Source organism: Mycobacterium simiae, from assembly GCF_010727605.1.
GTDB classification, from domain to species: domain Bacteria; phylum Actinomycetota; class Actinomycetes; order Mycobacteriales; family Mycobacteriaceae; genus Mycobacterium; species Mycobacterium simiae.
The window spans coordinates 430,494-453,101 of sequence record NZ_AP022568.1 but is presented as its reverse complement, the minus strand read 5'-3'; the positions used below and the strand labels follow the sequence as shown (position 1 = coordinate 453,101).

General features: G+C 68.1%; 18 protein-coding genes. 13 read left to right on the top strand and 5 right to left on the bottom strand.

From position 1 onward, the window contains the following. Nucleotides 1-8 precede the first annotated feature (8 nt). Nucleotides 9-617 carry a DUF4178 domain-containing protein gene (locus G6N33_RS01940; protein WP_044511190.1) on the bottom strand — a complete coding sequence of 203 codons (609 nt, stop codon included), beginning with the start codon at nucleotides 615-617 and terminating at the stop codon, nucleotides 9-11. Between the two features lie 161 nt (nucleotides 618-778). Here G6N33_RS01940 and ruvC point away from each other — a divergent pair, with 161 nt between their 5' ends. The 5 genes from ruvC (at nucleotide 779) to G6N33_RS01915 (ending at nucleotide 4,211) form a co-directional block, all read left to right on the top strand. After that, complete coding sequence (ruvC, locus tag G6N33_RS01935; protein ID WP_044511192.1) at nucleotides 779-1,369, top strand: crossover junction endodeoxyribonuclease RuvC; 591 nt, start codon at nucleotides 779-781, stop codon at nucleotides 1,367-1,369. Then, nucleotides 1,366-1,980: a Holliday junction branch migration protein RuvA gene (gene ruvA / locus G6N33_RS01930; protein WP_101528214.1), complete on the top strand. Its 615-nt coding sequence runs from the start codon at nucleotides 1,366-1,368 to the stop codon at nucleotides 1,978-1,980. The genes ruvC and ruvA overlap by 4 nt, the downstream gene beginning before the upstream one ends. Then, the gene (gene ruvB / locus G6N33_RS01925; RefSeq protein WP_044511194.1) at nucleotides 1,977-3,026 is read left to right on the top strand and encodes a Holliday junction branch migration DNA helicase RuvB; all 1,050 of its coding nucleotides are present in this window, start codon (nucleotides 1,977-1,979) and stop codon (nucleotides 3,024-3,026) included. The genes ruvA and ruvB overlap by 4 nt, the downstream gene beginning before the upstream one ends. A gap of 9 nt (nucleotides 3,027-3,035) precedes the next feature. Beyond that, entirely contained in the window at nucleotides 3,036-3,422 is a 387-nt protein-coding gene (locus G6N33_RS01920; RefSeq protein WP_101528213.1) for a DUF1304 domain-containing protein, read from the top strand. Nucleotides 3,423-3,506: 84 nt separating this feature from the next. Next, nucleotides 3,507-4,211, top strand: a complete 705-nt coding sequence (locus tag G6N33_RS01915; protein ID WP_044511197.1) for a hypothetical protein — start codon at nucleotides 3,507-3,509, stop codon at nucleotides 4,209-4,211. A gap of 61 nt (nucleotides 4,212-4,272) precedes the next feature. On the opposite strand, the gene car is transcribed toward G6N33_RS01915, so the two are convergent. Both car and gabT read right to left on the bottom strand, forming a co-directional pair. Continuing rightward, nucleotides 4,273-7,752: a carboxylic acid reductase gene (car, locus tag G6N33_RS01910; RefSeq protein ID WP_101528212.1), complete on the bottom strand. Its 3,480-nt coding sequence runs from the start codon at nucleotides 7,750-7,752 to the stop codon at nucleotides 4,273-4,275. A gap of 193 nt (nucleotides 7,753-7,945) precedes the next feature. Next, a complete protein-coding gene (gabT, locus tag G6N33_RS01905) occupies nucleotides 7,946-9,286 on the bottom strand; it encodes a 4-aminobutyrate--2-oxoglutarate transaminase (RefSeq protein WP_044511199.1) in 1,341 nt (446 codons plus the stop codon). Between the two features lie 214 nt (nucleotides 9,287-9,500). Here gabT and yajC point away from each other — a divergent pair, with 214 nt between their 5' ends. The 6 genes from yajC (at nucleotide 9,501) to G6N33_RS01875 (ending at nucleotide 17,634) form a co-directional block, all read left to right on the top strand. Further along, nucleotides 9,501-9,860: a preprotein translocase subunit YajC gene (yajC, locus tag G6N33_RS01900; protein WP_044511201.1), complete on the top strand. Its 360-nt coding sequence runs from the start codon at nucleotides 9,501-9,503 to the stop codon at nucleotides 9,858-9,860. A 68-nt stretch (nucleotides 9,861-9,928) separates the two neighbouring features. Beyond that, a complete protein-coding gene (gene secD, locus G6N33_RS01895; protein ID WP_163771446.1) occupies nucleotides 9,929-11,719 on the top strand; it encodes a protein translocase subunit SecD in 1,791 nt (596 codons plus the stop codon). 7 nt (nucleotides 11,720-11,726) lie between these two features. Then, a complete protein-coding gene (gene secF, locus G6N33_RS01890) occupies nucleotides 11,727-12,974 on the top strand; it encodes a protein translocase subunit SecF (RefSeq protein ID WP_044511206.1) in 1,248 nt (415 codons plus the stop codon). 68 nt (nucleotides 12,975-13,042) lie between these two features. Continuing rightward, nucleotides 13,043-14,695, top strand: coding sequence for an ABC transporter substrate-binding protein (locus tag G6N33_RS01885; RefSeq protein WP_231382621.1), 1,653 nt, complete (start codon nucleotides 13,043-13,045; stop codon nucleotides 14,693-14,695). After that, nucleotides 14,692-15,234: an adenine phosphoribosyltransferase gene (locus G6N33_RS01880; RefSeq protein ID WP_231382722.1), complete on the top strand. Its 543-nt coding sequence runs from the start codon at nucleotides 14,692-14,694 to the stop codon at nucleotides 15,232-15,234. Before G6N33_RS01885 ends, G6N33_RS01880 begins: the two co-directional genes overlap by 4 nt. 30 nt (nucleotides 15,235-15,264) lie before the next feature. Further along, nucleotides 15,265-17,634, top strand: a complete 2,370-nt coding sequence (locus G6N33_RS01875; RefSeq protein WP_044513245.1) for a RelA/SpoT family protein — start codon at nucleotides 15,265-15,267, stop codon at nucleotides 17,632-17,634. Nucleotides 17,635-17,642: 8 nt separating this feature from the next. On the opposite strand, the gene G6N33_RS01870 is transcribed toward G6N33_RS01875, so the two are convergent. Next, nucleotides 17,643-19,367 carry a protein kinase domain-containing protein gene (locus tag G6N33_RS01870; protein ID WP_170310417.1) on the bottom strand — a complete coding sequence of 575 codons (1,725 nt, stop codon included), beginning with the start codon at nucleotides 19,365-19,367 and terminating at the stop codon, nucleotides 17,643-17,645. 136 nt (nucleotides 19,368-19,503) lie between these two features. After that, the gene (locus tag G6N33_RS01865; RefSeq protein ID WP_044511212.1) at nucleotides 19,504-20,400 is read right to left on the bottom strand and encodes a peptidylprolyl isomerase; all 897 of its coding nucleotides are present in this window, start codon (nucleotides 20,398-20,400) and stop codon (nucleotides 19,504-19,506) included. A 100-nt stretch (nucleotides 20,401-20,500) separates the two neighbouring features. Between G6N33_RS01865 and G6N33_RS01860 the strand changes: the two genes are divergently transcribed. Beyond that, nucleotides 20,501-21,175 (top strand): MBL fold metallo-hydrolase, encoded by a 675-nt coding sequence (locus G6N33_RS01860; RefSeq protein ID WP_044511214.1) that lies wholly within the window; start codon nucleotides 20,501-20,503, stop codon nucleotides 21,173-21,175. Continuing rightward, nucleotides 21,172-22,446, top strand: coding sequence for a histidine--tRNA ligase (gene hisS, locus G6N33_RS01855; protein WP_044511215.1), 1,275 nt, complete (start codon nucleotides 21,172-21,174; stop codon nucleotides 22,444-22,446). The genes G6N33_RS01860 and hisS overlap by 4 nt, the downstream gene beginning before the upstream one ends. Nucleotides 22,447-22,608: the final 162 nt, after the last annotated feature.

The following is a 22,608-nucleotide window of genomic DNA, read 5'->3' as shown; positions in this document are numbered from 1 at the left end:
CGCGCGTCCTACGGCGCGGCCGGCGGCGCGGGGTAGACGGTGAGCTCACCCGGGGACACGGGCTTGCCGATCGAGATCTCCCAGGGCGTGTCGGGGGCCCAGCGCTCGAAGGACAGCAGCACCGTCTCATCGGCGTTGGCGCAGTCGACGAACTCCATCTCGCCGCCGGCCGGTAGGCCCGTCGTGCCCTCGGTGGTGTACGAGGCCTTGCCGCGCTCGGACTCCCGAAACGTCGTGCCGTCTACCACGGCCGGGTCGCCGGGCTGCAACGTCAGGTCCTTGCGGGTGACCCACATGACCAGCTCTAGCCGGCCGTCGTCGTATTCGACGCCGAACCAGGTCGGCAGGTCGCCGCCCTCCAGCAGGTGCTCCCACCACACGAATGGTCCCTGGCGGAAGGTCACCGACCCGCGCACCAGGTAATCGATGCCGGCGTAGCTGACGACGGCGCCCGGGCCCAATTGACGCGGCCCGAACTGCGGCATGGCGTCGAAGGCCATCGGATCGATGCGTCCCTGCGGCCGCGGGGCTTTCGAGAAGCGCCGCGACGCGATCAGCAAGACCACGATCGACGCGATGAACAGCACCGCGGCCAACACCACTAGCAGCGTTCCCACGACAGACCCTTCCGGCGCCGCGACGGCGGAGCAAACGTGGGCCTAAATTAACAGCTTTTGGCAGGGGCCGAGGCGTGTCCTGTTCGGCGCGGTCGGACGCGACCGTTACGCTATCGAACAGCTGTTCGGGACGTCGGTCTGCACGAAGTGGGAGTGGGAGCATGCGCGTGATGGGCATCGACCCCGGACTGACCCGATGCGGGTTGTCCGTGGTTGAGAGCGGCCGCGGGCGCAGGGTGGTGGCGTTGGACGTCGACGTGGTCCGCACCCCGTCGGATGCCGCGCTGCCCCAACGACTGCTGGCGATCAGCGATGCCGTCGAGCACTGGCTGGACACCCACCGGCCCGACGTGATCGCGATCGAGCGAGTGTTCTCGCAGCACAACGTGTCGACCGTGATGGGCACCGCCCAGGCCGGCGGCGTGATCGCGCTGGCGGCGGCGCGGCGCGGCATCGACGTCCACTTCCATACCCCCAGCGAGGTCAAGGCGGCGGTCACCGGCAACGGCGCCGCCGACAAGGCGCAGGTCACCGAGATGGTCACCAGAATCCTTACGCTGCAAGCCAAACCGACCCCCGCCGATGCGGCCGATGCGCTGGCGCTGGCCATCTGCCATTGCTGGCGGGCGCCGATGCTGGCCCGGATGGCGGCCGCCGAAGCGTTGGCCGCCCAACAACGCCGGGCCTATCGGGCGAAGCTGGCCGCCAAGACGGCCCAAGCCAAGGCCGCTCAGGCGGGAGCGCGACGATGATCTCCTCGGTACGCGGTGAGGTGCTCGAGGTGGCGCTCGATCACGTGGTGATCGAAGCCGCCGGCGTCGGCTACCGGGTGAACGCGACACCGTCGACGCTGGCGACGCTGCGGCAGGGAAGCGAGGCCCGGCTGATCACCGCGATGATCGTGCGCGAGGACTCGATGACGCTGTACGGGTTTCCCGACGGCGAGACCCGCGACCTGTTCCATACGTTGCTGTCGGTGTCCGGGGTGGGGCCGCGGCTGGCGATGGCGACGCTGGCGGTGCACGACGCCGCGACACTGTGCCAGGCGCTGGCCGACGGCGACGTCGCCGCGCTGACCCGGGTGCCCGGCATCGGCAAGCGCGGTGCCGAGCGCATGGTGCTGGAGTTGCGCGACAAGATTGCGCCGATGGGCGCGCCCGCGGCCGCGCCGGCGGGTGTGGGCCGCAACGGCCACGCGGTGCGCGGCCCCGTCGTCGAAGCTCTCGTCGGCCTGGGTTTCGCGGCCAAGCAGGCCGAGGAAGCCACCGACAGCGTGCTGGCCGCCAGCCGCGAAAACGGTGAGCAGGCAACGACTTCGGGCGCATTGCGGGCCGCGCTGTCGCTGCTGGGTAAGTCCAAATGAACGAGGACTTCGCCGACGATCATGCCGACCGTGACCTCTCGCCGGCGCTCACCGTCGGCGAGGGCGACATCGATGTCAGCCTGCGGCCCCGGTCGCTGCGGGAATTCATCGGACAGGCGCGGGTCCGCGAACAGCTGCAGCTGGTCATCGAGGGAGCCAAGAACCGCGGCGGCACACCGGATCACATCCTGCTGTCCGGACCGCCCGGGCTGGGCAAGACCTCGCTGGCGATGATCATCGCCGCCGAACTGGGGTCGTCGCTGCGGGTGACCTCGGGCCCGGCGCTGGAGCGCGCGGGGGATCTGGCCGCGATGCTGTCCAACCTGGTCGAACACGACGTCCTGTTTATCGACGAGATCCACCGCATCGCCCGGCCCGCCGAGGAGATGCTCTACCTCGCGATGGAGGACTTCCGGGTCGACGTCGTGGTCGGCAAAGGCCCCGGGGCCACGTCGATTCCGCTCGAAGTCGCGCCGTTCACGTTGGTCGGCGCAACCACCCGGTCGGGTGCCCTGACCGGACCGCTGCGGGACCGGTTCGGCTTCACCGCGCACATGGACTTCTACGAGCCCGCCGACCTGGAGCGGGTGCTGGCCCGATCCGCGGGAATCCTGGGCATTGAGCTGGGTGCCGAGGCCGGTGCCGAGATCGCGCGGCGCTCGCGGGGCACACCCCGCATCGCCAACCGCCTGCTGCGCCGGGTCCGCGATTTCGCCGAGGTGCGCGCCGACGGGGTGATCACCCGCGATGTCGCCAAGCAGGCGCTGGAGGTCTACGACGTCGACGAACTCGGGCTGGACCGGCTGGACCGGGCCGTGCTCTCGGCGCTGACCCGCAGTTTCGGCGGCGGCCCGGTCGGGGTTTCGACGCTCGCGGTCGCGGTCGGGGAGGAGGCGGCCACCGTCGAGGAGGTGTGCGAGCCGTTTCTGGTGCGGGCGGGCATGATCGCGCGGACACCGCGCGGCCGGGTAGCCACCGCACTGGCCTGGACGCATCTCGGTATGACGCCGCCATCCGGGGTTTCGCAGCCCGGCTTGTTCGACTAGGGAGGCACCATGATCACCGCCGGATTGGTATTCGCCGCGTTGGCGGCGCTGCTGCACGTCTACATCTTCACGATGGAATCACTGACCTGGACCTCGGATCGCACCCGCGCCACTTTCGGAACGACACCCGAGGAGGCCGAGATCACCCGCCTGCTCGCGTTCAATCAGGGCTTTTACAACCTATTCCTGGCCATCGTGACCGGAGTCGGAATCACCGCGCTCGCGCTGGGACACCGGTGGGTGGGTGCCGCACTCGTCTTCGCCGGCGTCGGATCCATGGCCGCGGCCGCGCTGGTGTTGGTGTCGTCGGCGCGGGACAAGGCCCGGGCCGCGGTGACGCAGGGACTTTTCCCGGTCATCTCGATCGTGCTGCTCATTTTTGGCCTCAACGCGTAACCTCGCGGCGCTCGGGGTTACTTCCGGTCGCCGCAGGGTACCCACGCCGTGCTGAAGTAGCCCGGCGCAAAAGAGGAGATAGCCATGAAGAACGCACGAGACGGCCATCCAGGCAGATTGTGGATGCCACGCTCCCGCGGTGCGGTGTGCGGGTTGGTGCTGATCGTCCTGGGTGCATGGGGTGCGTTGATTCCGTTCATCGGCCCGCATCTCAATTTCGCGTACACACCCGACCGAGACTGGGCGTGGAGCACCGCCCGCGGCTGGTTGGAGGTGCTGCCGGGTGCTCTGACCGCGCTGGGCGGCTTGCTGCTGATCTTTTCTGGTAACCGCATCACCGCGATCGTGGGCGGCTGGCTGGCGGTAATCTCCGGCGCGTGGTTCGTCGTCGGGCGTGACCTGGCGCCGGTGCTGGGGATCGGATCGGCCGGGGATCCGATCGCCGCCACCGACCGCAAGCGGGCCGCACTGGAAATCGCATACTTCTCCGGCCTGGGCGCGTTGATCGTTTTCGTCGGCGGCATCGCGCTCGCTCGCCTGGCGGTGCGCCTGGCCAGCGACATCGAGGCACTGGCGCGGGTGCGCTCGGCCACGGTGCCGGCCAGCGACGAGCCCGTCTACATGTCGGGGCTCCAGGAGCCACACCGTGAGGTCGAGCCCGACGCGCTGACCACCCCGCGCGTCGAACCGGCCGAAGGACACAAGACCGGCGGCTGGCGCCGGCATCGGGCCGACGCCGCACCCGGACAAGGCTCGTCGTACATGCGGTGGCCGCATCCCCAGCGCTGAGACCACATGAAAAAACCGATCGCCAGCCCCCAACTGGGCTGGCGATCGGTTTACCGCGGTCTCAGAGCACTCCGAGCAGTTTCAGGTCGCTGATGTATTTGGCGATGATCTGCGGCGTGATGTGCGGAATGTCCTTGTCGGGGCCGACTTTGGCTTCCTGGACGGCCGCACGGAACCGATCGGTCGGGGCGATCGATCCCCGGACCGGCCGCTCCGGCTTCTGGTAGTTGTGCAGCAGCGGCAGCAGCGATGCGTTGCGCTGCTTCTCGGGCAGTCCGCGCAGGCTGGTCTCGAACCGCTGCAGCCAGTCGGCGTAGTCGTCGACGCGCTGGATGGCGCAGCCGGCCACCTCGATGAGCCAGTCGACGAACTCGTCCATGCCGATGCCGTCGTCGTAGGGGTTCATCACGTGGAAGGTGCGGAACCCGTCCACAGTCTGGGCACCCAACGTCGAGATCGCCTCGGCGATGAACTCGACCGGCAGCCCGTCGTAGTGGGCGCGTTGGCGTCGGCCCTCGGCGTCGAGCTCGTAGAACGAGCCGGGCGCGATGCCGGTCGCCGCCAGGCTCAGCATCATCCGGGTGAACATGTCCGACACGTTGAGCTGACCAGCGTAGGTGGTGTCGGCCAGGATCATGTCGCAGCGGAACACCGCCACCGGCAGCCCGCACAGGTCGTTGGCCTCGCGTAACAGCACTTCGCCGGCCCACTTGCTGTTGCCGTAGCCATTGGCGTAGCTGTCGTCGACGCGCCGGGTCGCGCTCATCTGCCGGACGTCGGCGTCCTCGGTGAACTGTCCGGGGGTGACCTGGTCGCCAACCCCGATCGTGGAGACGTAGGTGTACGGCTTCAACTTGGTGGTCAGTGCGAGGCGGATCAGCTCGGCGGTGCCCAACGCGTTCGGACCGAACAGCTCGCTGTACGGCAATACGTGGTTGACCAGGGCGGCCGGGTCGACGATCAGGTCGACGGTGTCGGCCAGTCGCTGCCAGGTCTGCCGGTCCAAGCCGAGGTCTTCCTCACCCTTGTCACCGGCCAGCACCTCGAGGTGATCGGCGGCCAGCGTGTGGTAGTGCTCGAGCAGCTCCGGGTCGCCGCTGTCGAAGGTGGCGTCCAGGCGGGCCCGGGCCGCGGCGTCGTCCCTGGCGCGAACCAGGGCGATCACCTTGCCGTCGACCAGGCCCATCCGCTCGAGCCACTCCAGAGCCAGGTAGCGGCCGAGGAAGCCGGTGGTGCCGGTCAGCAGGACGGTGCGCACCTCGCTACTGGCGGCGGGCAGCTTTGGCGCGGCCGCCAGGGTCGAGGCGTCGATGAACTTGTCCAGGGTGAGGTCGCTCGCATGCACCTCGGCAGCGTTACGCCCGTGCACCGAGGCGAAGCTGGGCCGCTTGCTGCCCTGGCGCTGAGCCTCGATGTACTTGGCGATGGCCGCCAGGTCGTTGGCCGGGCTGACGATCACGCCGACCGACACCTCGACATCGAAGATCTCGTTCAGCAGGTTGCCGAAGGTCAACGCGGACAACGAGTCGCCGCCCAGATCGGTGAAGTGCGCATCGGGGGACAGGTCGCTGGCCGCGCTGCCCAACAGCGCCGCGGCGGCCCGGCTGACCGTCTGCAGCACCGGTGCGTCGGCGCCGGTGCGGCGCAGCTCCGCCAACTCGTTGGCCTGGCCCTCGGCCAGCTCGGCGTAGAGCTGCTCGAGCCGCTCGCCGTAGTGCTGCTTGAGCTTGGGCCAAGCCAGCTTGCGAATTCCGGTCAGCAGACCGTTTTCCACCGTGAACGGCGTCGTCTCGATGAGGAAATCGCGAGGCACCTCATACGACTGCAGGCCGGCCTCTTTGGCCACCGTCTGCAGGGAGTCGGCGATCAGCGGCTTCAGCGCCTCAATATCGTTGTCCGCCAACGCTTCTTGGGTGGGCACGACGACCGCCAACAGGTACGGGTGCGCGCTGTTGCCGTACACGTAGATCTGCCGCACCAATGGGCTGTTGCCGAACACCGCCTCCAGCTTGGCGAGCGTGACGAACTCACCTTGCGCCAGCTTGAGCACGTTGTTGCGGCGGTCGACGTACACCAACTTGTCCGGCCCGACCTCGGCGACGACGTCGCCGGTGTGGTACCAGCCGTCGGCGTCCAAGACGCTCGCGGTGACCTCGGGCCGCTTGTAATAGCCGGGGAACAGGTTCTGCGTCTTGAGCAGCAACTCACCGCGTGGATGCGGTCGGTCGGTGGCGAAGTAGCCCAAATCGGGGACGTCGATCAGCTTGTAGTCGATGACCGGCGGGCGGCGGACCTCGCCGTCCAGCATCACCATGCCGGCTTCGGTCGATCCGTAGCCGTCCAGCAGGTGCATCTCGAGCACCGACTCCACCCAGGCCGTCAACTCCGGGGAAGTGGGCGCGGAGCCGGTCATCGCGAAGATGAACCGCCCACCGAGCAGGTATTGCCGGATCTCGTCGCGAACCTCCGCCTCGCTGGCTCCGGTGTCGACGCGGCGCTGGTATTCGCCGTACAGCGTCTCCCAGATGCGCGGCACGAAGTTCAGCTCGGTAGGCCGAACCAGTTCGAGGTCCTCCAGCAGTGTCGACAGGTCGCTCTTGGCGGCGAAGTAGGCGGTGCCGCCGTTGCCGAGGGTGCCGTAGAGGATGCCCCGCCCCATGACGTGGCTCATCGGCATGAAGTTGAGCGTGATCGACGCGGCGCTCTCGCCGAACCAGTTCTTGTTCGACCGGCACCACATCTTGCCCATGTTGCTTTGCGGGTACATCGCGCCCTTGGGGGCGCCGGTGCTGCCGGAGGTGTAGATCAGCAGGCCCAGCGGATCGTCGGATTCGGGCTCGGGAGCCGGCGCCGCGGGTAGGGTCTTGCCGCGCTCGACGAGGTCGCTCAGCGCCTCGACCGCCACGCCGGCGTCGGCCAATCCAGTGCGCGCGGCCGCCAGGGCGTCGCGGTCGTCGTCGACCTCGGCGTGATAGTCGAAGACCACCAGCAGGGTCGGAACGTGTCCGGTCCGGATCAGCTCGATGGCAGCCGGCAGCTGGTTGACGCTTGCGGCGATCACGGCCGGCTCGGTCTCGGCGACGATCGGCTGCAGCTGCGCGGGCGCCGAACTTGTTTGCAGCGGCACACCCACCGCGCTCAGCTTGGCCAGCGCGAGGTCGAGGGTGGTGAAGTCGACGCTGGTGAAGCCCAGCACGGCTACCCGGTCACCGGCCCGTACCGGGTGGTTGGCCAGGGCGCGGGCCAGTGCGTCCACACGCTCACCGAGCTCGCGGTAGGTCATCGTCTCGAAACGGGAGAGCACCTCCGGCACCGTGCGGCCGGTCTTCGGATCCTTGACGAAATTCAATGCCCGCTGTCCCAGAGCCGGGCGATCGGCGTAACCCTCGAGCACGATGTCGATGATCTGCGGCAGCCGCAGTCCGGGTTGCTCAAGGGCCTCGACGATCGCCGGGTCCGGCCGGGCGGCGGCGAATTGCGGGTCGCTGGCAGACAGTTCTTCGACTCGCCGGGCGAGCCTTTCCTCGGAAATAGTAGACATAACCGTTCCTTGCTGCTCAGAAAATTATCTGCGCCACGCTGCGCTGATAGATAGAACGTTAGCTAAACTAAAGGTATTCCTCAACGATTCGCGCTGCGCCAAGGTTGTGACGTTCCCCACCAGGACGGGGAATAGTGGCACGCTTCATGAGGATCCAGCTCACTAGGATCCAGCGTACTGACCGAGCGCCGGCTCAGAGGTCGGTCAAAATCCCGGCAATGATCTCCAAACCCTCCGTCAGGAGGTCATCGCTGATGGACAGCGGCGGCAGCAACCGGATGACGTTGCCGAACATGCCGCACGTCAACAGGATTACGCCGGCGGCGTGGGCAGCGGTGGCCAGCTGGTCGGCCAGTGCACCGTCGGGTTCGGCGCTGCCCGATTTCACCAGCTCGACGGCGATCATCGCGCCCCGGCCGCGCACGTCGCCGACCCGGTCGTCGGCGGACTGCAGCCGCTGCAGTGGTTCGATCATCAGTCGTTCGATCTGCTGCGCCCGCTCGATCAGGCCGTCCTGCTCGATCGTCTCGATCGCCGCGAGCGCCGCCGCGCAGACGACCGGATTGCCGCCGAACGTGCCACCCAGGCCGCTGACGTGCGGGGCGTCCATGATCTCGGCCCGCCCGGTCACCGCGGACAGCGGTAGGCCACCGGCGATGCCCTTCGCCGTGCAGATCAGGTCGGGCTCGATCCCCTCGTGCTCACAGGCAAACATCGCCCCGGTGCGGGCGAACCCGGTCTGCACCTCGTCGGCGATGAACACCACGTCATTTCGGTGGCACCAGTCCAGCAGGGCTGGCAGAAAGCCCTCCGCCGGGACGATGAAACCACCCTCGCCCTGAATGGGCTCGATAATGACGGCGGCGAGGTTCTTCGCGCCGACCTGCTTTTCGATGAAGGTGAGGGTGCGTGCCGCGGCCAGCTCGCCGTCGGTGGCCAGCTCCTTGTCCAGCAGGCCGTCCCGATAGGGGTAGGACAGCGGCGCCCGGTAGATCTCCGGAGCGAACGGACCGAAGCCACTCTTGTAGGGCATGGACTTGGCGGTCAGCGCCATCGTCATGTTGGTGCGGCCGTGGTAGGCATGGTCGAACGCGACTACCGCGGGCTTGCGGGTGTAGGACCGCGCGATCTTGATCGAATTCTCGACCGCCTCGGCGCCGGAGTTGAACAGCGCCGAGCGCTTCTCGCCGGAGCCGGGGGTGATCCGGTTGAGCTCCTCGGCGACGGCAACGTACTGCTCATAAGGGGTCACCATGAAGCAGGTGTGGGTGAACTCGGCCACTTGCGCGCGAACCGCGTCGACGACCCGGGGCGCGGCGTTGCCGATCGTGGTGACCGCGATGCCCGAGCCCAAATCGATCAGGCGGTTGCCGTCGACATCCTCGACGATGCCGCCACCGGCCCGCACCGCGAACACCGGCATGGTGATCCCGACGCCGTGGGAGACCGCGGCGGTGCGGCGTTTGGTGAGTTCGAGTGAGCGGGGACCGGGAATTTCGGTAACCAGCTGACGAGTCTGCTCGAGGCCGGCCACGACGTCCTCCTCCCGGCGACACGCGGGTCGCGTCGCGCTGAAAGCCTATCCGCACGGCGCGTCGTGGCGCCCGCCCAACGGTTGGTCGCGGCCGCCGGGCTGCCAGACTGGACGGGCACACTAGACGCGTCACGCGGGTGCGTGACCTCCCGGTCGGCCTGGCACCGACTGTTGGGATACCCAGCAACACCGATACGAAAGACAGGCGCGCTCGATGGAGAGTTTGGTTTTGTTCCTGCCGTTCCTGCTCATCATGGGCGGCTTCATGTACCTGGCGTCGCGTCGGCAGAAGCGCGCGATGCAGGCCACGATCGACCTGCACGAGTCGTTGCAGCCGGGTGATCGCGTGCACACGACGTCGGGCATGCAGGCCACCGTCGTCGGGCTCACCGACGACACCGTCGAGTTGGAAATCGCGCCCGGCGTCGTCACCACCTGGATGAAGCTGGCCATTCGCGACCGGATCGTGCCGGAGGACGCCGACGACCGGGACGACGGGGACGACCGGGACGACTTGGACGAATCCGACGATCGCCCCGGTCCGGTGAACGGTTTGCGGGACGCGGGCACGTAGGCTTCGTCGGAGGCTTCCGCAGAGTCTCTCTCGGGGTAAACGACCGATTCACTAGGAGATATAAGGACGTGGCATCGTCTTCGGCGCCGGTGCACCCTGCCCGCTACCTGTCGGCGTTCCTGTTGCTGCTGGTCGGGGCCTACCTTGTGGTGTTTTTGACCGGTGACAAGCGCGCGGCTCCGAAGCTCGGCATCGATCTGCAGGGCGGGACGCGGGTGACGCTGACCGCCCGTACCCCGGACGGCTCACGGCCTACCCGCGAGGCGCTGGCGCAGGCGCAGCAGATCATCAGCGCGCGCGTCAACGGCCTGGGCGTGTCGGGTTCGGAGGTCGTGGTCGACGGGGACAACCTGGTCATCACCGTCCCGGGCAGCGACGGTAACGAGGCCCGCAACCTGGGACAGACGGCCCGGCTCTACATCCGCCCGGTGCTCAATTCCGAGCCGGCGCAGCCTGCCGAGGCCAAGCCTCCCGCGGGTCAGCCGGCACCGCCGCCCGCGGGTCAGCCGGCACCGCCGCCGGCGGGTCAGCCGGCACCGCCGCCCGCGGGTCAACCCGCCCCGCCGCCGGCGGGTCAGCCGGCACCGCAACCGCGCCCCTATCCGCAGGACCCGCCGCCGAGCCCCAGCCCGGCGCCGAGCCCGGCGCCCGCACCCGCCCCGGCGCCGTCCGGCGCGCCAGCCGCACCGGCCGCAGAGGCGCCGCCGCCCCAGGCTCCCGCGCCGCCCGATCCGCGCAAGGATCTGGCTGAGCGCATTCAGGCCATGAAAGAGCTTCGGCAGAGCGACAATCCCTACATCCAGATGGTCGCGATGCGGTGGGTGTCCTCGCACTGCGACAAAGAGGACATTTTGGCCGGCAACGACGATCCCAAGCTGCCGCTGGTGACCTGCTCGACCGACCACAAGGTCGCGTATCTGCTCGGGCCGTCGATCATCAGTGGCGATCAGATCCAGGACGCCAGCTCCACGATGAACCAGCACGGCATCGGCTTCGTCGTCGACCTTCAGTTCAAACCCGCGGCGGCCAACACCTGGGCCGACTTCACCGCCGCCCACGTCGGAACCCAGACGGCGTTCACGCTGGACTCGCAGGTGGTCAGCGCGCCGATGATCCAGGAAGCCATCCCGGGTGGACGAACCCAGATCTCCGGCGGCGACCCGCCGTTCACCGCTGCCACGGCCGGGCAGCTGGCCAATGTCCTCAAATACGGGTCGCTGCCGCTGTCGTTCGAATCCTCGGAAGCCCAAACCGTCTCGGCCACACTGGGATTGACCTCGCTAAGGGCCGGAATCGTCGCGGGCGCGATCGGCCTGGCTTTGGTGCTGGTGTATGCCCTGCTGTACTACCGGGTGCTGGGATTGCTGACCGCCCTGTCGCTGATCGCTTCCGGCGCAATGGTTTTCGCGATTCTGGTGATCCTGGGCCGGCAGATCAACTACACCTTGGATCTGGCGGGTATCGCGGGTCTGATCATCGGTATCGGCACCACCGCCGACTCGTTCGTGGTGTTCTTCGAACGCATCAAAGACGAGATCCGCGAAGGCCGTTCGTTCCGGTCTGCGGTGCCACGAGGGTGGACACGAGCCCGCAAGACCATCGTGTCGGGTAACGCCGTCACCTTCTTGGCCGCCGCGGTGCTCTACGCCCTGGCGATCGGTCAGGTGCGCGGATTCGCCTTCACTCTCGGCCTGACCACGGTCCTTGACGTGGTGGTGGTCTTCCTGGTGACCTGGCCGCTGGTGTACCTGGCCTCCAAATCTCCGACACTGGCGAAGCCCGCGTACAACGGCCTTGGTGCTGTCCAGCAGGTTGCGCGGGAACGCCGGGCTGCGCCGAGCGTGAAGACGGGACGGTGACCGCGCGATGACCCAGAAAGCCAAGACCGCCGACAGCGACACCGCGGCCGACAGCACCACGCAGCCGCCGCAGCACAGCCTGCTCTCCCGGCTCTACACCGGAACCGGCGCGTTCGAGGTCGTCGGCCGGCGACGGCTCTGGTACGGCATCAGCGGTGCGATCGTCGCGATCGCGGTCGCCAGCATCATCCTGCGCGGCTTCACGTTCGGCATCGACTTCAAGGGCGGCACCACGGTGTCCATGCCCGTCGCGGGCGCGACCGGTCAGGCTCAGACCTCGCAGGTGCAGGACGTGTTCCGCAAGACGCTGGGCCGCGACGCCGAGGCGGTGGTCATCGTCGGCAACGGCCCGTCGGCGACCGTGCAGATCAGCTCGGAGACATTGACCAACGACCAGACGGCAAAACTGCGTAACGCGCTGTTCGACGCGTTCCAACCGAAGGGCACCGACGGCAAGCCCAACAAGGCGGCGATCAGCGACTCGGCGGTGTCGGAGACCTGGGGCGGCCAGATCACCAAGAAGGCGCTGTTCGCGCTGGTCGTGTTCGTGGTGCTGGTCGGCCTGTACATCATGGTTCGCTACGAGCGATACATGGCCATGTCCGCGTTGACGACCATGGTTTTCGACCTGACGGTCACGGCCGGGGTCTATTCGCTGGTCGGTTTCGAGGTCAGCCCGGCGACGGTGATCGGCCTGCTGACCATCCTCGGATTCTCGCTCTACGACACCGTCATCGTGTTCGACAAGGTCGAGGAGAACACCAAAGACTTCCAGCACACCACCCGCCGCACCTTCGCCGAGGAAGCCAACCTGGCGGTCAACCAGACCTTCATGCGCTCGATCAACACCAGCCTAATCTCGGTGCTGCCGGTGCTGGCATTGATGGTGGTGGCGGTATGGCTGCTCGGTGTCGGCACGCTGAAGGACCTGGCGTTGGTCCAGCTGGTCGGCATTTTGGTGGGCACCTACTCGTCCATCTTCTTCGCGACTCCGCTGCTGGTCACGCTGCGCGAGCGCACCGATCTGGTGCGTACGCACACCCGCCGCGTCCTGAAACGACGCAAGCCCGCCCCGCAGCAGCCGACCGCGGCTGCCGCCGACCCCGGCGAGCAGGCGTCCGAAACCGCCCCGCAGACCACCAAGGTCGAATCGGCCGACACGGCGGCACCGAGCAAACCGGCGCCCGGTGCCCGACCCGTGCGGCCCACCGGCACGCGACGCCCGACCGGCAAGCGAAACGCCGGCCGGCGGTAACCGAGATGGGCTCCTGGTGTCCGCGGACTGGGGGCGCCGCTCACAGGCGGGCCGGTCGCCGGATGCCGATGCGCCACCCGCGCGCGGCGATCCTCGCCCTGATCGCGCCGCTCGCTGCGGCGTCGATGCTGACCGGCTGCTCGGGCAGCGCCGCCTCGCAGATCGCGTACGTCGTCGACGGCCCGTTGGCCAGCTACAACGTCAACACCACCATCGGTGCCGCGTCGGCCGGCGCGCAGGCGTTCGCCCGCACCCTGACCGGGTTCGGCTATCACGGCCCGGACGGTCAAGTCGTGGCCGACCATGACTTCGGCAGCGTCTCGGTGGTCGGCGGCTCACCCCTGGTGCTGGACTATCAGATCGCCGACAACGCGGTCTACTCCGACGGCAAGCCGGTCACCTGCGACGACCTGGTGCTGGCCTGGGCGGCCCAGTCCGGCCGGTTTCCCGGCTTCGACGCCGCCACCCAGGCCGGCTACGCCGACATTGCCAACATCGAGTGCATCCCGGGTCAGAAGAAGGCGCGGGTGTCGTTCATCCCGGACCGCGGCATCGTGGACTACCAGCAGCTGTTCGTGGCGACGACGATGATGCCGTCGCACGTCATCGCCGACCAGCTCAACATCGACGTGACCGCGACGCTGCTCAGCAACAACGCGTCGTCGATCGGCCAGATCGCGCAACTGTGGAACACCGGATGGGACATCAAGCCCGGTCTCAAACACGACGAGATCGTCAAACGCTTCCCATCGTCCGGGCCGTACAAGATCGAGTCCGTCCTGGACAACGGGGCGGTGGTGCTCGTCGCCAACGATCGCTGGTGGGGACCCAAGGCGATCACCAAGCGGATCACCGTGTCGCCGCAGGCACCCGACATCCAGGACCGGGTCAACAACCGCAGCGTCGACGTCGTCGATGTCGCTGCCGGGTCGTCGGGCACGCTGACCACTCCGGACAACTACGACCGCAACGACTTCGCCTCGGCAGGCATCGAGCAGCTCATTTTCGCCCCGCGAGGTCCGCTCGCGCAGGCCAAGGCGCGCCGCGCGGTTGCGCTGTGCACGCCCCGCGACGTGATCGCTCGCGATGCGGGCGTGGCGATCGCCAACTCCCGCCTGTCGCCGGCCACCGAGGATGCGACCGCGCTGGCCGAGGGGGCGACCGAGGCCGCACCGTTCGCCAAGGCGGATCCCGCGGCGGCCCGTGACGCGCTCGGTGGTGGGCCGCTGTCGCTGCGGATCGGCTACCAGGGCCCCAATGCCCGACTCGCGGTCACCGTCGGGACCATCGCCAAGTCCTGCGCTCCGGCCGGCATCAGCGTCACCAACATCACGCTGGACACGTCCGGCCCGCAGGCGCTCAGCGACGGCAAGATCGACGTCCTGCTGGCCAGCACCGGCGGCGCGACCGGCAGCGGCTCCACCGGGTCGTCGGCGATGGATGCCTACGCCCTGCACAGCGGCAACGGCAACAACCTCTCGGAATACGCGAACCCGCAGATCGACGGCATCATCGGTGCGCTGGCGGTCTCCGCGGACCCGGCCGAGCGCGTTCGGCTGCTCGCCGAGGCTGCACCGGTACTGTGGGGCGACATGCCGACGTTGCCGCTCTATCGGCAACAGCGCACGCTGCTGATGTCGAAGAAGATGTACGCGGTCAGCGCGAACCCGACCCGCTGGGGCGCCGGCTGGAACATGGATCGGTGGGCGTTGCTGCAGTGACGGGTGTTCGAGAGGATGCGCCGCTGGCCGGCCTGATCACGTCGCTGACCCGCGAGGTGTCCGATTTCCCGCAGCCCGGCGTCCAGTTCAAAGACCTGACCCCGGTGTTCGCCGACGCGACGGCGATGGCCGCGGTCACCGACGCGCTGGCGGGTTTCGCCGCCGGCGCCGACCTGGTGGCCGGCATCGATTCCCGCGGGTTCCTGGTCGCGGCGGCGGTGGCCGACCGACTGGGCACCGGCGTGCTCGCGATCCGCAAGGGCGGCAAACTGCCACCCCCGGTGCACGCCGTCGAATACGACCTGGAGTACGGCAGCGCCATTTTGGAGATCCCCGCCGACGGCATCGCATTTCGCGGCCGCCGGGTGGCAATCATCGACGATGTGCTGGCCACCGGCGGGACGTTGGCCGCGGCGGCCGAGCTACTGAGGCGGGTCGGGGCCCAGGTGACGGTCGCCGGGGTGGTGCTGGAGCTGACCGGGTTGGGCGGCCGCGAGGCGGTCGCGCCGCTGCAAGTCCACAGCTTGTGCCCGATGTAGGGGATATCCTCGGATTCGGAGGTGACCAACGTGGCGGATGAGCAAGGTACGGCGCAAGCTGTCGCGCCGCCGATCGAGTCGCCGGCGCCCCCTCGGACCGTGGACCCGCCGGAGCCACCCACCGAGACGCTGAAGACGTCCAGTAGCGCGTCCCGGCGGGTGCGGGCCCGGCTCGCCCGGCGGATGACCGCACAGCGCAGCACACTCAACCCTGTGCTCGAGCCGCTGGTGGCGGTGCACCGCGAGATTTACCCCAAAGCCAATCTGCAGCTACTGCAGCGTGCCTTCGAGGTCGCCGACCAGCGGCACGCCAGCCAACTTCGACATTCCGGTGATCCCTACATCACCCATCCGCTGGCCGTCGCCAACATTCTCGCCGAATTGGGGATGGACACCACCACTTTGGTGGCCGCCCTGCTGCACGACACCGTCGAGGACACCGGTTACACGCTGGAGGCACTGAGCGAGGAGTTCGGCGAAGAGGTCGGCCACCTCGTCGACGGCGTGACCAAACTCGATCGCGTCGAGCTGGGCAACGCGGCCGAGGGCGAGACGATCCGCAAGATGATCACCGCGATGGCCCGCGACCCGCGGGTATTGGTGATCAAGGTGGCCGACCGGCTGCACAACATGCGCACCATGCGCTTCCTGCCGCCGGAGAAGCAGGCCCGCAAGGCCCGCGAGACACTGGAAGTCATTGCACCCCTTGCGCATCGGCTGGGAATGGCCAGCGTCAAGTGGGAACTGGAAGACTTGTCGTTCGCGATCCTGCACCCCAAGAAGTACGAGGAGATCGTCCGCCTGGTCGCCGGGCGCGCCCCGTCGCGCGACACCTATCTGGCCAAGGTCCGCGCGGAAATCGTCGCCACGCTGAACGCGTCGAAAATCAAGGCGACGGTCGAGGGCAGGCCCAAGCACTACTGGTCGATCTACCAGAAGATGATCGTCAAGGGCCGCGACTTCGACGACATCCACGACCTGGTTGGCATCCGCATTCTGTGCGACGAGATCCGGGACTGTTACGCCGCGGTCGGCGTGGTGCACTCGTTGTGGCAGCCGATGGCGGGGCGGTTCAAGGACTACATCGCCCAGCCCAGATACGGTGTGTACCAATCGCTGCACACCACCGTCGTCGGTCCGGAGGGCAAGCCGCTGGAGGTGCAGATCCGCACCCGCGACATGCACCGCACCGCCGAATACGGCATCGCGGCGCACTGGCGGTACAAGGAAGCCAAGGGCCGCAACGGTGTTCCGCACCCGCACGCCGCGACCGAGATCGACGACATGGCCTGGATGCGCCAGCTGCTCGACTGGCAGCGAGAGGCCGCCGACCCCGGTGAGTTCCTGGAGTCGCTGCGTTATGACCTTGCGGTGCAAGAGATCTTCGTGTTCACCCCCAAGGGCGACGTGATCACCCTGCCGAACGGTTCGACACCGGTGGACTTCGCCTACGCGGTGCACACCGAGGTCGGCCACCGCTGCATCGGTGCCCGAGTCAACGGCCGGCTGGTCGCCCTGGAGCGCAAGCTCGAAAACGGGGAAGTGGTGGAGGTTTTCACCTCCAAGGCCCCCAACGCCGGACCGTCGCGGGACTGGCAGCAGTTCGTGGTGTCGCCGCGGGCCAAGGCGAAGATCCGGCAATGGTTCGCCAAGGAGCGTCGCGAAGAGGCGTTGGAGGCCGGCAAAGAGGCGATGGCCCGCGAGGTGCGCCGCGGCGGACTTCCGTTGCAGCGCTTGGTCAATGGTGAGTCCATGGCCGCGGTGGCGCGGGAACTGCACTACACCGACGTGTCCACCATGTACACCGCAATCGGCGAGGGCCACGTTTCGGCCCGCCACGTCGTGCAGCGGCTGCTGGCCGAACTGGGCGGGATCGACCAGGCCGAAGAGGATCTGGCCGAACGGTCCACGCCGACGACCATGCTGCGTCGCCCGCGCAGCACCGACGACGTCGGTGTCTCAGTCCCCGGGGCGCCCGGTGTGCTGACCAAGTTGGCCAAGTGCTGTACGCCGGTGCCGGGCGACCAGATCATGGGTTTCGTCACCCGCGGCGGCGGGGTCAGCGTGCACCGCACCGACTGCACCAACGCCGCCTCGCTGCAGCAGCAGGCCGAGCGGATCATCGAGGTGCTCTGGGCGCCGTCCCCGTCGTCGGTGTTTTTGGTGGCCATTCAGGTCGAGGCGCTCGACCGGCACCGGCTGCTCTCGGACGTCACCCGCGTACTGGCCGACGAAAAGGTGAACATCCTCTCGGCGTCGGTCACTACCTCGGGGGACCGGGTTGCCATCAGCCGCTTCACTTTTGAGATGGGCGACCCCAAGCACCTCGGGCATCTGCTCAATGTCGTGCGCAATGTCGAAGGCGTGTACGACGTCTACCGGGTTACATCGGCCGCATAAGCGGAGCGTCAGTCCAGCCGTATCGAGGTGATCGTCACCGGCGATGCCGGCAGGCCGCTCTCGCGGTTGCCGGCCACACCGGTCGCGCCGATCTTGTCGAGGACCGCCAGGCCGGCCTCATCGATGGTCCCGAGCACCGTGTTGACCGGTTGTGTCTCGGTGTCCTGGAAAAACAGCACGAACTGGCTGCCGTTGGTGTTCGGGTCCGAGGTCGCCATCGCCACGGTGCCGCGCGGGTACACCACGGTCGCCCGCAGCGCGGGATCGCCCGGCGGGTACTGGTTGGTGGGGTATTCGTCGGCGAATTCGTAGCCGGGCCCGCCGCCGCCGTCCTTGTCGGGACCACCGCACAGCAGCGCCGCGACGTCGGCCGTCTTGGTCAGCCGGGCACACGAGGTGTCGTTGAAGAACTGTTGCCGCGCCAGGCTGGTGAAGCTGTTCACCGTGCAGGGCGACTTGGCATTGTCCAGATCGAGGCCGATGTCGCCGACGTTGGTGGAGATGGTCGCCTTGATCACGGGCGGAGTGGTGGACACCCGACCCGACGGCGGCGGGTTGACCGGCTTCGGGGACGCATCGGGGGAATCGGCGGCCACCACCGGATATTGGCAGTTGGCGCCCAGGTCCGGCGGGGGCGCGAACGCCGGCAACGCTGGTGCGGCGGTCCCGTTCGGCGTGGCAGCGGTCGTCGGCCCGAACGGGCCGCCCATGGCGGGGCCCAGTTTGGGCGTCCTGGGATGCGGTGCGGTGGTGGAGGTCGCGTTGCTCGCCGTCGAGTCGCCGTGGGTCACCAGCGCGATCACCAAGATCGTCACCATCGTGAGGGTGAAGATGGATGCGGCCACAATGCCGACAATCAGCCGCCGGTTCGAGGCGTGCGGCGGGGCCTGCGGCCCAACCATGGCACTGGGGTGGGGGGCGTGGGGCGCCGCGGCGGCGGCTGGGTGCGACGGGCCGGGCGTCGCCGCGGTGGGCGGGCCGGTGAGTGCGGCCTTGGCGGCCTCGGCGAACTCGATTGCCGACTGGTAGCGGGAGTCGACATCCTTGGCCATGCCGCGGGCGATCACGTCGTCGAGGGCCGGCGGCACGCCCGGCGCGGTAAACGAGGCGCGTGGCGGCGGAGTGTTCAGATGCGCGTTGAGTTGTTCTTCGAAGGTATCGCCCGGATACGGCAGCCGCCCGGTCAGGCATTCGTACAGCACGCAGGCCAGCGCGTAGACGTCCGCGCGGTGGTCGGTCATGCCCCGAAACCGCTCCGGGGCCATATAGGCCATCGTGCCCATGGTGTGGCCACTCTGGGTGAGTGCGGTGTCGGCGGCGGTGCGGGCAAGGCCGAAGTCGATCAGGTAGACGAACTCCCGGTTGGTCACCAGGATGTTGGACGGCTTGATGTCGCGGTGGATCAGCCCCACCTCGTGTGCCGTATCCAGTGCTGCCGCAACCTGTTCGATCACCGCGACGGCGCGCTGCGGGTCCAGCCGTCCGCCGTGGTCGCGGATGTACTGCAACAGGTCGCGGCCCTCGATCAGGCGCATGTCGACGTAGAGTCGGCCGTCGATCTCGCCGTAGCTGTGGATCGGCACCATGTGCGGGTCGTTCAGACTTGCCGCGATGCGTGCCTCGCGGCGGAATCGTTGCTGAAACTCGCTGTCCTCGGCCAAATGTGCGGGCAGCACCTTGAGCGCGACGATCCGGTCGGTGCTGGTGTCGTAGGCGCGATAGACCTGTCCCATGCCGCCGCGGCCCAACAACTCACGCAGTTCGTACTGCCCGAATGACTCCGTCCCCACGCCCTGACTTTAAGGTGTCGGCCCCCGCGCCGCCGCGTTCTCGAGAATCCGTGGGCGATCGTGTTGCGCCGCCCGGGGTTTAGTCCAGACGTATCGACTTGATCGTGACTTCGCTGACCGGTGCTCCGTCGTCGCCACCGCCGACCACACCGGCCTTGGCGATCTTGTCCAGCACGGCCAGTCCGTCGTCTTGAATCTTGCCGAACACGGTGTACTGCGGCGGCAGCTGGGAGTCCTTGTAGACCATGAAGAATTGGCTGCCGTTGGTGCCCGGGCCGGCGTTGGCCATGGCGAGCGTGCCACGCGGATAGACCACCGGTTCCTGCGCCTTGGGATCGTTCGGCGGGTACTGGTCGGTCGGATATTCGTTGTCGAACTTGTAGCCCGGGCCGCCGGTGCCGTCGCCCTTGGGGTCACCGCACTGCAGGACGCCCAACGTCTCCGAGGTGGTCAGCCGGTGGCACTTGGTGTCGTCGAAGTACTTCTGGCCGACCAGGCTGGCGAAACTGTTGACCGTGCAAGGTGATTCGTTGTTGGCCAGCATCAGGCCCAGGTTGCCCTGGCTGGTCGACATGCTCACGCTGACCTGGGCGGGGTCGGTGGGCACCTTGCCGGTACGCGGCGGCTTCACAGGTTTGGCGGCCGGTTCCTGCGGCGTGGCCGGGTACTGGCAGTTGGCGCCGAGGGTGGCCGACGGCTTGAACGCCGGCAGCGGCGGAGCCGGCGGAACCTGACCGGTCGGTGCCGTGGTGCTCGCCGCCGGGGGGCTGCCCGGCGTCGCGGCCGCCGAGTCGGTCTTGTGCCGGTTGTTGGAGTTGATCACGGCGATCGTCACGGCGGCCGCCACGGCGACGACCCCGACCACGCCGCCGACGATGAGCAGCAGGCGGCGGCGTCGGGCCTGCTGCGCGCGACGCTCCAGCTGCCGTTCGAGTTTGCGCTTGGCGTTGGCACGTCGCTGTTCGTTGGTCGGCACGGCCGGTCTGCCTCCATGGTTGTGAGCGGGGCCTGTAGCCAGCCCAGGCTAATGCGGGCGCGCCGTCCTGTGTCAAGTGGCCCATGGGAAACTGGAAGGCGTGTTGATTACCGGATTTCCCGCCGGCATGTTGCAGTGCAACTGCTACGTGCTGGCCGAGCGACCCGGAACCGACGCCGTGATCGTCGACCCCGGGCAGCGTGCGATGGGTCCGCTGCGGCGCATCCTCGACGAAAACCGGCTGACCCCGGCCGCGGTGCTGCTCACCCACGGACACATCGACCACATGTGGTCGGCGCAGAAGGTTTCCGATACCTTCGGCTGCCCGACCTACATCCATCCCGAAGACCGCTTCATGCTGAAAGACCCGATCCACGGCCTGGGCCCGCGGGTGGCCCAACTGGTGACGGGTGCGTTCTTCCGCGAGCCTAAACAGGTGGTTGAGCTGGACCACGACGGAGACAAGATCGATCTGGGCAACGTGAGCGTCAACGTCGATCACACACCCGGGCACACTCGCGGGTCGGTGGTCTTTCGGGTCTCTCAGGCAAGTCCAGCCGACCACGATGTGGTGTTCACCGGTGACACCCTGTTCGAGCGCTCGGTGGGACGCACCGACCTGTTCGGCGGCAGCGGCCGCGACTTGCTGACCTCGATCGTCGAGAAGCTGTTGGTGCTCGACGACAACACGGTGGTGCTGCCCGGGCACGGCAACGCCACCACCATCGGCGCCGAGCGGCGCTTCAACCCGTTCCTCGAAGGCCTGACCGGATGACGGGGTCCTCTTCGTTTTCGACGTTTTCTGCGCCCAAGGGCGTTCCGGACTATGTGCCGCCGGAGTCCGCGCAGTTCGTCGCGGTGCGGTCCGCCCTGCTGGGCGCCGCCCGCCGAGCCGGCTACGGCGACATCGAACTGCCCATCTTCGAGGACACCGGGCTGTTCGCCCGCGGCGTCGGCGAGTCCACCGACGTGGTGTCCAAGGAGATGTACACGTTCGCCGACCGCGGTGACCGTTCGGTGACGCTGCGGCCGGAGGGGACGGCCGGGGTGGTGCGCGCGGTGATCGAACACGGCCTGGACCGCGGCGCGTTGCCGGTGAAATTGTGTTACGCCGGACCGTTTTTCCGCTACGAACGGCCGCAGGCCGGCCGCTACCGTCAGCTGCAGCAGGTCGGTGTGGAGGCGATCGGTGTCGACGACCCGGCGCTCGACGCCGAGGTGATCGCCGTGGCCGACGCCGGCTTCCGGTCGCTGGGCCTGGACGGGTTTCGGCTGGAAATCACCTCGCTGGGCGACGAGAGCTGCCGCCCGCAGTATCGGGAACTGTTGCAGGAGTTCCTGTTCGGGCTCGCACTTGACGAGGAGACCCGACGGCGCGCCGAGATCAATCCGTTGCGGGTGCTCGACGACAAACGGCCCGAGGTGCGCGCCATGACGGCTGAGGCGCCGGTGCTGCTCGACCATCTCTCCGATGCCGCCAAGCAGCATTTCGACACCGTGCTCGCGCATCTGGATGCCCTCGGCGTGCCCTACGTGATCAACCCGCGGATGGTGCGTGGCCTGGATTACTACACCAAGACGACCTTCGAGTTCGTGCACGACGGCCTGGGCGCGCAGTCGGGCATCGGAGGCGGCGGCCGCTACGACGGTTTGATGCGTCAGCTCGGCGGTCAGGACCTGTCCGGCATCGGATTTGGGCTGGGCGTCGACCGCACGCTGCTGGCACTGCGGGCCGAGGGCAAGAGCGTAGGGGAGACCGCGCGCTGCGACGTGTTCGGAGTCCCGCTGAGCGAGCCGGCCAAGCTGCGGCTGGCGGTGCTGGCCGGGCGGTTGCGAGCCGCCGGTGTGCGGGTCGACCTGGCTTACGGCGGCCGGGGGCTCAAGGGTGCGATGCGGGCGGCCGACCGTTCCGGTGCGCGCCTCGCCCTGGTGGCCGGCGACCGCGACCTCGAGGCCGGGACGATCGGCGTCAAGGATCTCGCGACCGGGGACCAGGTGTCGGTGCCGATCGATTCCGTGGTGGCCGAAGTACTTTCGCGCTTCTAGGTCCGGGAGCGCGGCCCGGTGGGATCGCTGGCCCTCCGCGGCCCGGCGCGGCCAGAGCGTGACCGCACGGCGTCATGGTAATTCCGTGGGCAAAGGACACAGCGGCACGGCGCCCTCGCCAGTTTCGAGACGTCCGAGCGCTCGCGGGCGATTCCAAAAACT

Bases quoted from the DNA above. Each gene is read 5' to 3' on its own strand.
- ruvC (WP_044511192.1), top strand. From the start codon at position 779: ATGCGCGTGATGGGCATCGACCCCGGACTGACCCGATGCGGGTTGTCC.
- hisS (WP_044511215.1), top strand. From the start codon at position 21,172: ATGACGGGGTCCTCTTCGTTTTCGACGTTTTCTGCGCCCAAGGGCGTT.
- ruvA (WP_101528214.1), top strand. From the start codon at position 1,366: ATGATCTCCTCGGTACGCGGTGAGGTGCTCGAGGTGGCGCTCGATCAC.
- G6N33_RS01885 (WP_231382621.1), top strand. From the start codon at position 13,043: ATGCGCCACCCGCGCGCGGCGATCCTCGCCCTGATCGCGCCGCTCGCT.
- secF (WP_044511206.1), top strand. From the start codon at position 11,727: ATGACCCAGAAAGCCAAGACCGCCGACAGCGACACCGCGGCCGACAGC.
- G6N33_RS01915 (WP_044511197.1), top strand. From the start codon at position 3,507: ATGAAGAACGCACGAGACGGCCATCCAGGCAGATTGTGGATGCCACGC.
- car (WP_101528212.1), bottom strand. From the start codon at position 7,752: ATGTCTACTATTTCCGAGGAAAGGCTCGCCCGGCGAGTCGAAGAACTG.
- G6N33_RS01870 (WP_170310417.1), bottom strand. From the start codon at position 19,367: ATGGGACAGGTCTATCGCGCCTACGACACCAGCACCGACCGGATCGTC.
- G6N33_RS01920 (WP_101528213.1), top strand. From the start codon at position 3,036: ATGATCACCGCCGGATTGGTATTCGCCGCGTTGGCGGCGCTGCTGCAC.
- yajC (WP_044511201.1), top strand. From the start codon at position 9,501: ATGGAGAGTTTGGTTTTGTTCCTGCCGTTCCTGCTCATCATGGGCGGC.
- ruvB (WP_044511194.1), top strand. From the start codon at position 1,977: ATGAACGAGGACTTCGCCGACGATCATGCCGACCGTGACCTCTCGCCG.